The 14,511-nt window shown below is 69.1% G+C and carries 14 protein-coding genes and 1 pseudogene; 8 read left to right on the plus strand and 7 right to left on the minus strand.

What is annotated here, in order from left to right:
- Positions 1-68: 68 nt before the first annotated feature.
- Positions 69-2,648, plus strand: coding sequence for an ABC transporter ATP-binding protein/permease (locus OHB49_RS32260; protein WP_329164485.1), 2,580 nt, complete (start codon positions 69-71; stop codon positions 2,646-2,648).
- Positions 2,649-2,754: 106 nt separating this feature from the next.
- Here the strand turns inward: OHB49_RS32260 and OHB49_RS32265 are convergent, their stop codons facing one another.
- The 3 genes and pseudogenes from OHB49_RS32265 to OHB49_RS32275 form a co-directional block, all read right to left on the minus strand.
- Positions 2,755-3,504 (minus strand): transglycosylase SLT domain-containing protein, encoded by a 750-nt coding sequence (locus tag OHB49_RS32265; protein ID WP_329164487.1) that lies wholly within the window; start codon positions 3,502-3,504, stop codon positions 2,755-2,757.
- Positions 3,505-3,790: 286 nt separating this feature from the next.
- Positions 3,791-4,877: pseudogene (locus OHB49_RS32270) on the minus strand (S-adenosylmethionine:tRNA ribosyltransferase-isomerase).
- Positions 4,874-5,617: an SDR family NAD(P)-dependent oxidoreductase gene (locus tag OHB49_RS32275; protein ID WP_329164489.1), complete on the minus strand. Its 744-nt coding sequence runs from the start codon at positions 5,615-5,617 to the stop codon at positions 4,874-4,876. Before OHB49_RS32275 ends, OHB49_RS32270 begins: the two are co-directional and overlap by 4 nt.
- Positions 5,618-5,809: 192 nt before the next feature.
- On the opposite strand from OHB49_RS32275, the gene OHB49_RS32280 reads away from it, so the two are divergent.
- From OHB49_RS32280 to OHB49_RS32290, 3 genes are all read left to right on the plus strand, one after another.
- The gene (locus OHB49_RS32280) at positions 5,810-6,955 is read left to right on the plus strand and encodes a GAF domain-containing sensor histidine kinase (RefSeq protein ID WP_030974444.1); all 1,146 of its coding nucleotides are present in this window, start codon (positions 5,810-5,812) and stop codon (positions 6,953-6,955) included.
- Entirely contained in the window at positions 6,948-7,592 is a 645-nt protein-coding gene (locus OHB49_RS32285; protein ID WP_030974442.1) for a response regulator, read from the plus strand. Before OHB49_RS32280 ends, OHB49_RS32285 begins: the two co-directional genes overlap by 8 nt.
- A gap of 147 nt (positions 7,593-7,739) precedes the next feature.
- A complete protein-coding gene (locus OHB49_RS32290; protein ID WP_030974440.1) occupies positions 7,740-7,988 on the plus strand; it encodes a chaplin family protein in 249 nt (82 codons plus the stop codon).
- 166 nt (positions 7,989-8,154) lie between these two features.
- Here OHB49_RS32290 and OHB49_RS32295 read toward each other — a convergent pair whose 3' ends face one another.
- On the minus strand, positions 8,155-8,937 hold the full coding sequence (locus OHB49_RS32295; protein WP_313936609.1) for a hypothetical protein: 783 nt from the start codon (positions 8,935-8,937) through the stop codon (positions 8,155-8,157).
- Positions 8,938-9,060: 123 nt separating this feature from the next.
- On the opposite strand from OHB49_RS32295, the gene OHB49_RS32300 reads away from it, so the two are divergent.
- From OHB49_RS32300 to OHB49_RS32310, 3 genes are all read left to right on the plus strand, one after another.
- A complete protein-coding gene (locus tag OHB49_RS32300; RefSeq protein ID WP_329164491.1) occupies positions 9,061-9,858 on the plus strand; it encodes an ABC transporter ATP-binding protein in 798 nt (265 codons plus the stop codon).
- 54 nt (positions 9,859-9,912) lie between these two features.
- A complete protein-coding gene (locus OHB49_RS32305) occupies positions 9,913-10,341 on the plus strand; it encodes an NfeD family protein (protein WP_030974434.1) in 429 nt (142 codons plus the stop codon).
- Between the two features lie 126 nt (positions 10,342-10,467).
- On the plus strand, positions 10,468-11,397 hold the full coding sequence (locus OHB49_RS32310) for an SPFH domain-containing protein (protein WP_030920228.1): 930 nt from the start codon (positions 10,468-10,470) through the stop codon (positions 11,395-11,397).
- A gap of 166 nt (positions 11,398-11,563) precedes the next feature.
- On the opposite strand, the gene OHB49_RS32315 is transcribed toward OHB49_RS32310, so the two are convergent.
- The 3 genes from OHB49_RS32315 to OHB49_RS32325 all read right to left on the minus strand — a co-directional run bounded on the left by OHB49_RS32315 (position 11,564) and on the right by OHB49_RS32325 (position 13,583).
- Positions 11,564-12,070, minus strand: a complete 507-nt coding sequence (locus tag OHB49_RS32315) for an HNH endonuclease (protein ID WP_030920231.1) — start codon at positions 12,068-12,070, stop codon at positions 11,564-11,566.
- A 156-nt stretch (positions 12,071-12,226) separates the two neighbouring features.
- Positions 12,227-12,757 (minus strand): YbhB/YbcL family Raf kinase inhibitor-like protein, encoded by a 531-nt coding sequence (locus tag OHB49_RS32320; RefSeq protein ID WP_030974432.1) that lies wholly within the window; start codon positions 12,755-12,757, stop codon positions 12,227-12,229.
- Between the two features lie 43 nt (positions 12,758-12,800).
- On the minus strand, positions 12,801-13,583 hold the full coding sequence (locus tag OHB49_RS32325) for a sporulation protein (protein WP_030974430.1): 783 nt from the start codon (positions 13,581-13,583) through the stop codon (positions 12,801-12,803).
- Positions 13,584-13,656: 73 nt separating this feature from the next.
- Between OHB49_RS32325 and OHB49_RS32330 the strand changes: the two genes are divergently transcribed.
- Positions 13,657-14,298: a DNA-3-methyladenine glycosylase gene (locus OHB49_RS32330; protein WP_329164493.1), complete on the plus strand. Its 642-nt coding sequence runs from the start codon at positions 13,657-13,659 to the stop codon at positions 14,296-14,298.
- Positions 14,299-14,511: the final 213 nt, after the last annotated feature.

Raw genomic sequence — 14,511 nt, forward strand, 5'->3', positions numbered from 1 at the left:
GGAATAGTTCCCCACGATGTTCAGCATCCCTAGACTCCCTGTGATGGGGGTAACTCGGGGGACAACTAGTGGGGCGCGGAGTGCCGGAACTCGTACTGGAATTGAATGGAAGGACCTGGACGCTCGATCCGTCCAGGCCGTACACCCTGGGGCGCGATCCGCAGGGTGACCTGTCGATCGACGACGCCAGGGTGTCGTGGCGGCATGCCACGATCAGCTGGGGGGGCCGCAGTTGGTTCATCGAGGACCACGGCTCCACCAACGGCACCTATGTGCAGGGTCAGCGGATCCACCGGATGGACATCGGGCCGGGCTCCGCCGTGTACCTGGGCAACGCCACTGACGGACCGCGGCTGAGCTTCAGCGGATCCGCCGCGGGCGCCGATGTGTACAGCGGTCAGGGTGCGGGTGCGCAGCAGGCCCCCGCCCAGCAGCCCCAGCAGGGTGGAGCCGGCTGGCCGGATCCCGCGTCGCAGCAGCCCCAGTACCAGCAGCAGGACTGGCAGCAGAAGCCGCAGGGCCGGCCGCAACAGCACGCCCAGCACCAGCAGCCTCATGTGCCGCACCAGCAGGGCATGGCACAGACACCCGGCGCAGGTGGTCCCGGCGGTGCCGCGGGGGCCCCGCCGGTCTACGGCGACCGCAGCCCGACCACGTTCCACCAGCTGGACCTCGGCCGTGTGATGCGCATCGGCCGTGCGCTGGAGAACGAACTCGTCGTCTCCGACCTCCAGGTCTCGCGCCACCACGCCGAGTTCCACGCGACCCCCGACGGCCGCTTCGAGATCCGCGATCTCGGTTCCCACAACGGCACGTACGTCAACGGTCAGCCGCTCCACAAGTCCGGCTCCGCGCTGATCGGTCCGAACGACATCGTCGGTGTCGGTCACTCGACGTTCCGTCTGGTCGGCGACCGGCTCGAGGAGTTCGTCGACACCGGTGAGGTCTCCTTCTCCGCCCGGCACCTCACGGTGACGGTCGACGGCGGGAAGCAGATCCTCAAGGACGTCTCGTTCGGCGTCCCGGAGAAGTCGCTCATCGCGGTCATCGGCCCGTCCGGTTCCGGCAAGTCCACCCTGCTCAAGGCGCTCACCGGCTACCGGCCCGCCAACCAGGGCGACGTCCTCTACGACAACCGGAACCTGTACAAGCAGTTCGCCGAGCTGCGCCAGCGCATAGGCCTGGTCCCGCAGGACGACATCCTGCACAAGGAACTCACGGTCACCAAGGCCCTCAAGTACGCGGCCAAGCTGCGCTTCCCCGCGGACACCACCGAGGCCGAGCGCCAGTCCCGGATCCATGAGGTCCTCGCCGAGCTCAAGCTCGACATCCACAAGGACAAAAAGGTCACCTCGCTCTCCGGTGGCCAGCGCAAGCGTGTCTCCGTCGCCCTCGAGCTGCTCACCAAGCCGTCGCTGATCTTCCTGGACGAGCCGACCTCAGGCCTCGACCCGGGCATGGACCGCGATGTCATGCAGCTGCTGCGCGGCCTCGCCGACGACGGCCGTACGGTCCTCGTCGTCACGCACTCGGTTGCCGAGCTGGCGATCTGCGACAAGCTGCTCGTCATGGCGCCGGGAGGTTCCGTCGCCTACTTCGGTCCGCCGGAGGAAGCACTCAACTTCTTCGGCTACACCACCTGGGCCGACGTCTTCTCCGCGTTCGAGAACTACCGCGACTACGACTGGGCGGGCCGCTGGCGTGGCTCGCAGCACTACCAGATGTACGCCGCGGACATCGACGCCGTCGCCGCACAGTCCGTACACATGCCGCCGCCGCAGCAGATGCGCCCGCCGAAGCCGCAGGGCTGGATGACGCAGCTGTGGACGCTGATCCGCCGATACGTGTCGGTGATCGCGTCCGACAAGGGCTTCATGGGTCTGATGGTGATCCTGCCCGCGGTCCTCGGCATCGTCAGCGTGGTCATCCCCGCCGACTTCGGCCTGGCCCCTCCGAAGCCGCCGTCGAAGTTCAACGGAGACGCCGGAACCATCATGCTGATCCTCGCGGTCGGCATGTGTTTCTCGGGTGCGGCCAACTCCGTACGAGAACTGATCAAGGAACGCGTCATCTACGAACGGGAACGGGCCACCGGCCTCTCCCGCTCCGCCTATCTGATGTCCAAGGTGATCGTCCTCGGCATGATCACGGCCATCCAGGGCGTCATCATCTGCGGCATCGGCTTCGCCACTCGCGACCTGCCCGAAGAGGGCCTGATCATGCCGCCGGCCGTCGAGCTCTGCGTCACGATCATCGCGCTGGGCTTCACCTCGATGATGTTCGGCCTGGTGATCTCCTCGCTCGTGAAGACCGCCGAGAAGACCATGCCGCTGCTGGTCATGTTCGCGATCGTCCAGGTCGTCTTCACCGGCATCCTCTTCCAGGTGTACGGATCGCCCGGCCTGGAGCAGTTCGCCTGGCTGATGCCGTCCCGCTGGGCCATCGCGGCCGCGGGCTCGACGCTCGACCTGGCGCACCTGATGCCGCCGTGGGACCAGAAGAACCCGACCGACCTCGACCCGTTGTGGGAGCACACGGCCGGTCAGTGGGGGATGAACGTCGCGGTGCTGCTGTTCCTCGGCATCATCTGCGGCTTCGCGGTGGCGCGCCTCCTGCGCCGCCACGAGCCGGAGGTCATGCGCAAGTAGCGCGGCGGCGCAGCGTGCACGGCAGCACGGCACGCACGGAACGCCGAAGGGCGGCACCCGGAATGGGGTGCCGCCCTTCGGCGTTATGCATGGCGTATCCGGTTGATCAGTACGCGCTGTTGACGTTGTCGATCGAGCCGTACCGGTCGGCGGCGTAGTTGGCCGCGGCGGTGATGTTGGCGACCGGGTCGTAGATGTTCGTCGAGGTACCGGAGACGTGGTACGCGTTGAAGGTCGGCTGGATGACCTGCAGCAGGCCGCAGGACGGGGTGCCGTTCTGGGCGTTGACGTCCCAGCCGTTGACCGCGTTCGGGTTACCGGTGGACTCGCGCATGATGTTGCGGTGCAGGCCGTCGTACGAGCCCGGGATGCCGTGGGCCTTCATGATGTCCAGCGCCTCGGTGATCCAGCCGTTCAGGTTGTCGGCGTAGACCGGGGTGCGGGCCGCGGAGCGGCTGGCGGCCTGGGAGGACCGCTTCGCGACATCGGCCTTGGCCTTCGCAGCGGCCTTCGCCTTCGTCTTCGCGGCGGCCTTGGCCTTCGCGGCGGCCTTAGCCTTGGCCTTCGCCTTGGCGGCGGCGGCGTGCTTCGCCTTGACGGCGTCAGCGGCCTTCACCAGCTTCTCGGCGGTGGAGTGCTGCTCGATGATGCTGGCCTGGATGGTCTTGGCCTGCGGGAGCCCGGCGATGACCACCGGTGCGGCGGAGGAGGCCTGCGGCTCGGCAGGGGTCTCGGCGTGAGCCGGGACGAGGGAGAGCGAGAGGGCGGCGCAGGCGGCGGCGGAGACTCCAGCGGCGGAGAGCTTCTGGGTCTTGCTCAGACGACGAAGACGGCTGTGGATGCTGAACGTGGACATGCAGTCGTACCTCTTCGAATTGCGGGGTCCTCACGGAGGACGAAGACGGATGCGACGGGTTCGCATCTCCGTCGGGGACGAGAGCAATTCTTAGCGGCCGCAAAACGCTGAGGCAATTATGTGACGTACGACCCCGGATAGTGGATCGCGGACCCGCTCGGACGTGGCGGTCCGGGCTCATCCCGACTGATGTGGGACTTGGGTATCCACTAGCGGGCTTCGTAAGTGACGTGGGTCCTATGTGCGGCCTCACATCGGCCGTGTAACAACCTCGCCGTCAGTTGCTTCAGCAATTCGGAGTGTCATGTTCCGGGTCGGGGAGCAGCAGGTGCACGTCCCCGAACTCGTGCCAGAGGTACCGATGGCGCAGCGCCTCCGAGTATCCGCACTGCAGCGCCGCCCGCCCCGCGACCGCCTCCAGCATCAGCAGATGAGAGGCCTCGGGCTCGTGCAGCCCGGTCAGCAGCCCGTCCACCGCACGCACGCCGCGCTGCGGCGTCACGACCAGATCCGTCCAGCCGGCGGCCGCGCGCACCACCCCGTCCGGCCCCGCCGACGACTCCAGCGCGCGTACCGCCGTCGTACCGACCGCGATGACCTTCCCACCGCCCGCCCGCGCCGCATTGACCAGCCAGGCCGTCGCGCGCGGCACGGCGAAGCGCTCCGGGTACGGCGGCTCGTGCGCCTCCGCCGACGCCACTCCTGTGTGCAGCGTCAGCGGCGCGAACTGCACGCCGCGGCTCACCAGCGCGGCCACCAGCCCCGTGGTGAACGGCCGAGCCGCGCTCGGCATCTCCGCCGATCCGCTCCCGTCGGGGGAGTCCACGGCGAAGACCGTCTGATACGCGGACAGCGGCTGGTCCCGCTCCGTATAGCCGTAACGGATCGGCCGCCCGTACCGCCGCAGCAGCCCCGGCACGTCCACCGGCACCCGCGCCCACCACAGCCTGGCCCCCACCGTCGCACCCAGCGGCCCCGCGCCGCTCAGCGGCTCCTCCAGCACCAGCTGTGAGCCGCCCGGCAGACGGACGACGGCCCCGGCCGGCCCACCGCGGCGCGGCACCGTCGTTCCCGTCCCGTCCGGGCGGCGCAGCTCCACCGCCCACCGTCCGTCCTCGCCCCGTGTCGAGAAGTGCACGACGACGCGCGCACCGCCCACCCGGCCGTTCACCGCGGCGGGCAACGTCGGTGACGTGTTGACCACGAGTACGTCCCCGGCCCGCAGCTGCGCCGGCAGCTCCCGGAACGCATGGTGCGAGACCTCCTGCCCCCGCGACACCAGCAGCCGTACGTCATCACGTCCCGCACCCCGCTGCTCCGCCGGCCCGCGCCGAGAGCTCCGCGGGCACCCGCAACGCCTCCAGTGCGGTCACAGTCCCCTCCCCGACAACGCCGACCCGGCCCGCTCCGGATCGTCCGGCCCCGACTCCGCCGGCCACGGCGCCGCGTACCGCCCGCTCGCCGGCCGCCGATCCAGCAGGCGCAGGAACGTGGGCACCACACTCTCGGGAAGCGGTCGCGGATCGTCGTCGTCCGGTACCGCCGCCGCATAGAGACCGGTCTGCATGTCTCCCGGATCGACCGCCCACACCCGAAGCCCCGGCTCCTCCACCCCCAGCACCGCGGCCAGCTGGTCGAGTGCCGCCTTCGACGCCCCGTAACCGCCCCAGGTCTCGTACGGCTCCGCCGCCGCATCCGAACTCACCACCACGACCGCGCCCGCCGCCGAGGCCCGCAGCAGTGGCAACGCCCCCTGCACCAGACCGAGCGCCGCGACCAGATTGGTCTCCAGCGCCTGCCGCAGCCCGTCAAGCGGCAGCGCGTCGAGCCGTACGAGCGGCTCGGCGCCCAGCGCACTCGCATTGCTCACCAGCAGATCGAGTCCGCCGAGCTCCCCGGCGGCGGCCACCAGCTCCCCGCGGTGCCCGGCGTCCGTGACATCCCCGGGCACCGCGACCACTCGCCTCCCGTACCCCGCCAGCTCCTTCGCCGTCCCCTCCAGCACCCCGGCGGTCCTGGCGTCCAGCACCAGATCCCAGCCCCGCTGTGCGAGCGCCGCGGCCAGCGCACGGCCCAGCCCCTTCGAAGCACCCGTGATCATCGCGACAGGCATGACAACCGTCCCCTTATTGCGTCGGCAAGGGCCGATGAACCCTCGGCACAGCCAACGTAGGAATGCCTCCACGCGCCGCGCCTCGGCCGTGAGCCGCACCCCGCAAGGAACTTCGACCTAGGTCCAGCGCCCTGAGCAGCCGCCGTCCACAGGCCGATACGGCGCGGCCACCCCGCCGGTACGGTGAGGGCCATGAGTCACAGCCCACCGTCGGGCCTCGCAGCGGTCAGTGCGGCGCTGCTCGCCATGAGCCGGCACCTCGAAATGCGTGACGTCCTGAAGACGATCGTCGCCTCGGCCCGCGATCTGCTGGACGCCGAGTACGCGGCCCTGGGTGTCCCCGACGACCACGGCGGCTTCGCCCAGTTCGTCGTCGACGGCGTCAGCGACGAGCAGTGGAAGGCCATCGGCCCGCTGCCCCGGCAGCACGGCATCCTCGCCGCGATGCTCCACGAGGCGAAGCCCCAGCGCCTCGCCGACGTCCGCAAGGACCCCCGCTTCGAGGGCTGGCCCGACGCCCACCCCGACATGTCCGATTTCCTCGGCCTGCCGATCAGGGACGGCGACGAAATCATCGGCGCGCTCTTCCTCGCCAACAAGCGGTGCCCCAAGCCACAGGGCGGCTGCGGCTTCACCGCACAGGACGAGGAGCTGCTGTCGATCCTCGCCCAGCACGCGGCGATCGCCCTCACCAACGCCCGGCTGTACGAGCGCAGCCGTGAGCTCACCATCGTCGAGGAACGGTCCCGGCTCGCCCATGAGCTGCACGACGCGGTCAGCCAGAAGCTGTTCTCCCTGCGGCTGACGGCCCAGGCCGCCGCAGCCCTGGTCGACCGCGACCCGGCCCGCGCCAAGGGCGAGCTCCAGCAGGTCGCCGCGCTGGCCGCCGAGGCGGCGGACGAACTGCGCGCCGCCGTCGTCGAACTGCGCCCCGCCGCGCTCGACGAGGACGGCCTCGTCGCGACGCTCCGTACCCAGATCCAGGTCCTGGACCGCGCCCACACCGCCCGGGTCACCTTCGAGAGCCTCGGCGTGCGGGCCATGCCCGCCGCCCAGGAGGAGGCGCTGCTCAGGGTCTCCCAGGAAGCCCTGCACAATGCGCTGCGCCACTCGGGCGCCGACCAGGTCGACGTCACGCTGGCCCGGCGCGGCTCCGGCACGGTACTGCGGATCACCGACGACGGCAGCGGATTCGAACCCACGGCAACCAGGCAGGCCGGCCGCCATCTGGGTCTGGTGTCGATGCGGGACCGCGCGAGCGGTGTCGGTGGAACGCTCACCGTTGAATCGGCGCCCGGCAAGGGCACCACGATCGAGATGGAGGTACCCGGTGGCTGACAAGATCATCAGGGTGCTGCTGGTCGACGACCATCAGGTGGTCCGCCGCGGTCTGCGTACGTTCTTGGAGATCCAGGACGACATAGAGGTCGTCGGCGAGGCGGCCGACGGCGCGGAGGGCGTGGCCAGAAGCGAGGAGCTGCACCCCGACGTGGTCCTGATGGACATCAAGATGCCGGGCACGGACGGCATCGAGGCGCTCCGCAAGCTCCGGCAGCTGGAGAACCCGGCCAAGGTGCTGATCGTCACCAGCTTCACCGAGCAGCGCACGGTGGTCCCTGCCCTGCGCGCGGGTGCCTCCGGTTACGTATACAAGGACGTCGACCCGGACGCACTGGCCGGCGCCATCCGCTCGGTGTACGCGGGCCATGTCCTGCTCCAGCCGGAGGTCGCCGGAGCCCTGCTCGCCCAGGAGGACGCCGGCGGCGGTACGGGCCGGGGGAGCACCCTCACCGAACGGGAGCAGGAAGTCCTGGGCCTGATCGCCGACGGCCGTTCCAACCGTGAGATCGCCAGGGCGCTGGTCCTCTCCGAGAAGACCGTCAAGACGCACGTCTCGAACATTCTGATGAAGCTGGATCTGTCGGACCGGACCCAGGCCGCCCTCTGGGCCGTCCGGCATGGGGTGGCGGGCTGATCAGGACTGAAGCGGACCGGTTCCCTCCGGGCTGAGATTCATACTGTCGGGTGTATGTCACCCATACGGCGCATCCTGTTCGGCCCGGGAGCGTTCTCCATGGCGTGCTGCGGCGGCTGGCCGCAGCGACGCTAGGAGGATCCTGAAGTGAAGAACCTGAAGAAGGCCGCTGCTGTCACCGTGATCGCCGGTGGCATCATCGCCGCAGGCGCGGGCGCGGCCTCCGCCACCGGCCACGGCGCGGGCGCCCACGGCGCAGCGACCCACTCCCCGGGCGTGGTCAGCGGCAACGTCATCCAGGTCCCGGTCCATGTCCCGGTGAACGTGGTCGGCAACACGGTCAACGTGATCGGCCTGCTCAACCCGGCCTTCGGCAACTTCGGTCTGAACGGCTGACCAGCACAAGCCAGTTGATGCCGGACGGTGCCCACCGAGGGCACGTCCGGCATCAACCATGCGGCGCCGCATCCCAAGTGGCGGTCCATCAACCTGAACCATCAATCAGTTCCGGCGGTCGAGGACAACAGCGGCCACCGGACGGCCCGGTGCTCCACCCCGTCGGCTACCCCCGCTCCCGGCTCTCCACATAAGCGTTGTACGCGGCCACCTGAGCCCGCCGGGCCACTCGCTCCACCGGCCGCAGCGCATCCGCCCGCGCGGCGATCTCCGACGCGCTCACCGCCCCGCCGTGCCCGTTCTCGTACGCCACGGAGATCAGCAGCCCCACCCGCTGAGCCAGCTCCAGCACGCGTACCGCCCGTGGCGGATACCCGGGAGCGAGCACCTCCCGCCCCCGCTCCGCCCGCGCCCGGTACGCGTCCACCGCTGCCTCCGCCACCGGCCCCGAGCCGGCCACGTCCAGCCGCGACAACACCGCCGTCGCATCCCGCAAGGCCTCGGCGAGCTCGCGCTCCGCCTCGCTCAGCGACGGCACATCGGCCGGCGGCGCCTCCCGTACCGGCAGACAGCGCCACACCACCTCGACATGCAGATCCCCGGCCGGCCCCACCTCCCGGACCTCCGGCACCAGCCCGTACGGCACCCCGGATGCGATCACCGCCTCCTCCGACTCCAACGCCCGCGCGTTGAATTCCGGCGGACCGCTGAGCCCCAGTGGATGCCCCGGCACCGGCAGCGCGACCCGGAAGCCTGTCGCCCCCAGCCCCCGCAGCCGCCCCAGCGCGAGCGTGAGCCCGACCGGCCCCGCCTCACCGGGCAATCCCTCGACGCGGTGCACCGCGTCCTCTCCGACAATCGCGAGCGCCGCATCGTCCGGCGACACAAGTCCGGCCAGAAGCGCGTTGCCCCATGCGGCCAGCAGCCCTGAGCGTGGTTCCGAAAGCATGGGAACAGCCTAGGGAACCGGACCTAAGAGCTGGAGCACTCCTGGGGTGGCGTAGGTTTTCCCTGGGAGCTGTGCCCACAGGCACGCGACGATCTCGAGACTGTATGGGGAGACAACGCGCTCATGAGCGATGTACTGGAGCTGGTGGACGTATCCGTGGTCCGCGACGGACGCGCTCTGGTGGACGACGTCTCCTGGTCGGTCAAGGAGGGGGAGCGCTGGGTCATCCTCGGCCCGAACGGCGCCGGCAAGACCACTCTCCTCAACATCGCGTCCAGCTACCTCTTCCCGACCAAGGGCACCGCCAAGATCCTCGGCGAACAGCTCGGCGGCGTCGGCACCGACGTCTTCGATCTGCGCCCCCGGATCGGCATCGCGGGTGTCGCCATGGCCGAGAAGCTTCCCAAGCGCCAGACGGTCCTGCAGACGGTACTCACCGCCGCGTACGGCATGACCGCCACCTGGCACGAGAACTACGACGCCGTCGACGAGGACCGCGCCCGCGCCTTCCTCGACCGGCTCGGCATGACCGAGTACCTCGACCGGAAGTTCGGCACCCTCTCCGAGGGCGAGCGCAAGCGCACGCTGATCGCTCGCGCCATGATGACCGACCCCGAGCTGCTCCTCCTCGACGAACCCGCCGCCGGTCTCGACCTCGGTGGCCGCGAGGACCTGGTCCGCCGCCTCGGCAGGCTCGCCCGTGACCCGCTCGCCCCCTCCATGATCATGGTCACCCACCATGTCGAGGAGATCGCCCCGGGCTTCACCCACGTCCTCATGATCCGTCAGGGCAAGGTCCTTGCCGCGGGCCCCATGGAGACCGAGCTCACCTCCCGCAACCTCTCCCTCTGCTTCGGTCTGCCGCTCATCGTCGAGCACGCCGGCGAGCGATACACCGCGCACGGCCTTCCGCTGTCCTGAATGTCCTGATCGCAACCCTGTCGGCGAAGGGACCCGCGGTCCTACCATGACCACGTGGACATCGACGCGTGGGTGTGGTGGCTGATCGGCGCGGTCGGACTGGGCATTCCGCTCGTGCTGACCGCGATGCCCGAGTTCGGGATGTTCGCTGTCGGAGCGGTCGCCGCGGCAGTCGTCGCGGCGCTCGGCGGCGGCATCGTGGCCCAGGTCCTGGTCTTCGTCGTGGTCTCCGTCGCGCTCATCGCGGTGGTCCGCCCGATCGCCGCCAGACACCGCGCGGACCGGCCCCGACTCGCCACCGGCATCGACGCGCTGAAGGGCCGTCAGGCCGTCGTCCTGGAGCGGGTCGACGGCAACGGCGGCCGCATCAAGCTGGCCGGCGAGATCTGGTCCGCCCGCGCGTACGACGGAGAGCAGAGCTTCGAACCCGGCCGGCACGTGGATGTCGTGGACATCGACGGGGCCACCGCCGTCGTCATGTGACCGAACCGCACACACGGCGGACCGCGGTCTGCCAGACTCGATGTCGATCATCATGAGATCCGGACCTCATGAGATCCGACCCCGATCATCGCGATCCGTCGGCAACCGAAGGGCACGAGGAACACGATGCAACCGATCATCATCGTCCTGATCATTCTGGTGGTGCTCGTCTTCATCGCCCTGATCAAGACGATCCAGGTCATCCCGCAGGCCAGCGCAGCCATCGTGGAGCGCTTCGGCCGCTACACCCGTACGCTCAACGCCGGCCTGAACATCGTCGTTCCATTCATCGACACCATCCGCAACCGGATCGACCTCCGTGAACAGGTCGTCCCGTTCCCGCCCCAGCCGGTGATCACCCAGGACAACCTGGTCGTCAACATCGACACCGTCATCTACTACCAGGTGACGGACGCGCGCGCCGCGACGTACGAAGTCGCCAGCTACATCCAGGCCATCGAGCAGCTCACCGTCACCACCCTCCGCAACATCATCGGCGGCATGGACCTGGAGCGGACCCTGACCTCCCGCGAGGAGATCAACGCCGCGCTCCGCGGAGTCCTCGACGAAGCCACCGGCAAGTGGGGCATCCGCGTCAACCGTGTCGAGCTCAAGGCGATCGAGCCGCCCACCTCCATCCAGGACTCGATGGAGAAGCAGATGCGCGCCGACCGGGACAAGCGCGCAGCGATCCTCCAGGCGGAAGGAACGCGGCAGTCCGCGATCCTCACCGCGGAGGGCGAGAAGCAGTCCGCGATCCTGCGTGCCGAAGGTGAGGCCAAGGCCGCGGCCCTGCGCGCCGAGGGCGAGGCCCAGGCCATCCGTACGGTCTTCGAGTCCATCCACGCCGGCGACCCGGACCAGAAGCTCCTCTCGTACCAGTACCTCCAGATGCTCCCGAAGATCGCCGAAGGCGACGCCAACAAGCTCTGGATCGTGCCGAGCGAGATCGGCGACGCCCTCAAGGGCCTCAGCGGCGCCTTCGGCAACCTCGGCACCGGTGTCCCGGGCTTCAACACCGGCAAGGAGCGCCGCGAGGAACCCCCGGTCGACTGACACGCACACCCCGGACCTGATCAGTGCACCCCGCACCGATCAGGCCGGCAGGCGCCGGACGCCATCCTGCAACCCCGCATCGGAGAAGGTGCGTCCACAGACACACGGAAGCCCGCCTTCTTACGCACGAAGACGGGCTTCCGGTACGGCGTTGTACGTACGTCTCCTACGCCGCAGTCCGGTCCAGCCACTCCGGCAGCGCCGACCGCTCACCGGCTCCCATCGCCAGCAGCATCGCCTCCGCAGGCGACGGGACGAACGGCTCCCGCAGCAACGGCATCCCCGCCTGCTCCGGCGTCCGGGCCGCCTTGCGGTGGTTGTCCTCCGCGCAGGACGCCACCGTGTTGAGCCAGGTGTCCTGACCGCCCTGGGCCCGCGGCACCACGTGGTCGACGGTCGTCGCCCGCCGCCCGCAGTACGCGCACCGGTGCTGGTCCCGTATCAGCACACCTCTTCTGGACCACGGCGCCTGTCTTCGGAACGGCACCCGTACGTACCGGCAGAGCCTGATCACGCGGGGCACCGGAATGTCCACGGCGGCGCCACGCATACGGAGATCGGGGTGCGACTGCTCGACGACAGCCTTGTCCTGCAGGATCAGCACCACCGCACGGTTCAGCGTCACTGTCGACAGCGGCTCGAAGCTCGCGTTGAGAACCAGCGTGTCCCGCATTTCGCCCACCTCCCGTGTGCCGCCCGCCCCCCGGCAGGCCCGGATCAACTCTGGCTGGGCAGGCCGTGATGGACAACGCAATAAAAAATGCCCTGCCCTGATCTCTCCAAGACCAGGGCAGGGCAAACAGCAGGGGAACTCTAAGCTCACCGAGTACTAGGCGGGACCGGGGTACTCACCGATCAGCTGAGCACGTCCCAGCGTGTGGAACCGCAGATTGAAGCCGACGACCGCCGGCGACACATCGCTGTCGGCCCCCAGCTTCCCGGTGTCCACCGCGTACACGGTGAAGACGTAGCGGTGGTTCTCCCCGGGCGGCGGCGCGGCACCGCCGAACTCCTTCGACCCGTAGTCGTTACGGACCTGAACGGCGCCCTCGGGCAGCCCGTCGAACTTCCCGCTGCCCGCACCGGCCGGCAGCTCCGTGACAGACGCCGGGATGTCGAAGACGACCCAGTGCCAGAACCCGCTGCCCGTCGGGGCATCTGGATCGAAGCAGGTCACGGCAAAACTCTTGGTCTCCGCCGGGAACCCTTCCCACCGCAGCTGCGGCGAGGTGTTCCCGGCCGCGAACACCTGGGCGTCGGCCAGCACGGCCCCAGGGGCGAGGTCCTCGCTCACCACCGTGAACGACGGCACCTCGGGATGGAAGTCATGCGGAAGCGGCGGCCTCTTCGGCTCGGTCACGTCAACACCTCTCCTGATCGGCTCCGGTAACTCGCCACCGACCCTAGAGCCAGTTGCGCTGACCGCCGACCTGGGCCAGCCACTGATTGAGGTATGCCGCCCAGTCGGTCCCCTGGAAGTCGTGCAGGCCGACCTTGAACGCCCGGTACGAGTCGCTGCCCTCACTGAAGAGCCCCGGCTTCTTGTCCATCTCCAGGACGACATCCATCTCGCGGTCGTCCGCGACGAACGTCAGCTCGACCTGGTTCAGTCCCCGGTACTGCTGCGGCGGGACGAACTCGATCTCCTGGTAGAACGGCAGCCGCTGACGCGTACCGCGAACGTGACCGCGCTCCATGTCCGCGCTGCGGAAGCCGAAGCCCAGCTGCCCGAACGCGTCCAGGATCGCCTGCTGCGCCGGCAGCGGGTGCACATTGATCGGGTCGAGGTCGCCCGAGTCCAGCGCCCGAGCGATCTCCAGCTCGGTCGTCACACCGATGTTCATGCCGTGCAGGTGCTGACCGGCGAACATCGTGATCGGCGTCTCCCACGGAATCTCGAGCCCGAACGGCACGACGTGCACCGCACCGGCCTGCACCTCGAACGCACCACCGAGCCGCAGCTTGGCGAACTCGATGTCCTGCTTCGTCTCCTGGTCAGTGCCCTCGACCTCGACGCGCGCCTGCAGACCGACCGACAGTCCCTCGATCTGCTGCGCCACGGAACCGCCCTGGATCCGCACCTCGCCCTGGACGACCCCGCCCGGTACGACGTTGAGCTCGGTCAGCTCCGTCTCCACCGAAGCGCCACCGGCACCCATGCTCGCGAGCAGCCGCTTGAAGCCCATGTTTACTCCTCCTTGGTCCTGACCCGTACATACGCGCCACGACCGTAGTCGGTTCCCGGTAACCTCGATCGCCATGATCGAGGGCTTGGACCGTACGCCGCTGACACGCGATTTCTTCGACCGCCCTGTTCTGGACGTGGCACCCGACCTGCTGGGCCGGACGCTGGTACGGGACACCGCCGACGGCCCCATCGAACTCCGCCTCACCGAGGTGGAGGCGTACGCGGGCGAGATCGACCCCGGCTCCCACGCCTTCCGCGGCCGCACCGGCCGCAACAGCGTGATGTACGGACCGCCCGGCCATGCGTACGTCTACTTCACCTACGGCATGTGGCACTGCCTCAACCTGGTGTGCGGTCCCGAGGGCTTGGCGAGCGGCGTACTGCTCCGGGCCGGTGAGATCCGCGTGGGCGCCGAGCTCAGCCGCAAACGTCGATTCTCGGCCCGCAATGACAGAGAACTGGCCAAAGGTCCAGCCCGCTTGGCCACGGCCCTGGACATCGACAAAGCCCTGAACGGCACCGACGCCATCGCCCACCCGGGTGCTTCGTTGTCCGTACTCAACGGCACCCCGCCACCCCCCGACCAGGTACGCAACGGGCCTCGCACCGGCGTGGGAGGCGACGGTGCCTTGCATCCCTGGCGCTTCTGGATCGACGGCGATCCGACCGTGAGCCCCTATCGACCCCATGCGCCACGCCGCCGCGCAACTTGACTCGACCCTGCCGGCCGCCTAACGTAGTCCGAGCCGCTTGAACGGGTACTGCTGTCGGCACGGTCCATCGGACCGAGCCTGAGCACTCGGAAGCGGCCAACCACTACCTTCGATTCACCCTGACGGGTGCGATTTCGGCATGCCGAAATTCGAACCCATCGACTCGATTATGAGCCGCCAAGGAAATCGACTAATGTGGTGAACACGCCGAAA

The organism is Streptomyces sp. NBC_01717 (assembly GCF_036248255.1).
Taxonomy (GTDB): Bacteria; Actinomycetota; Actinomycetes; order Streptomycetales; family Streptomycetaceae; genus Streptomyces.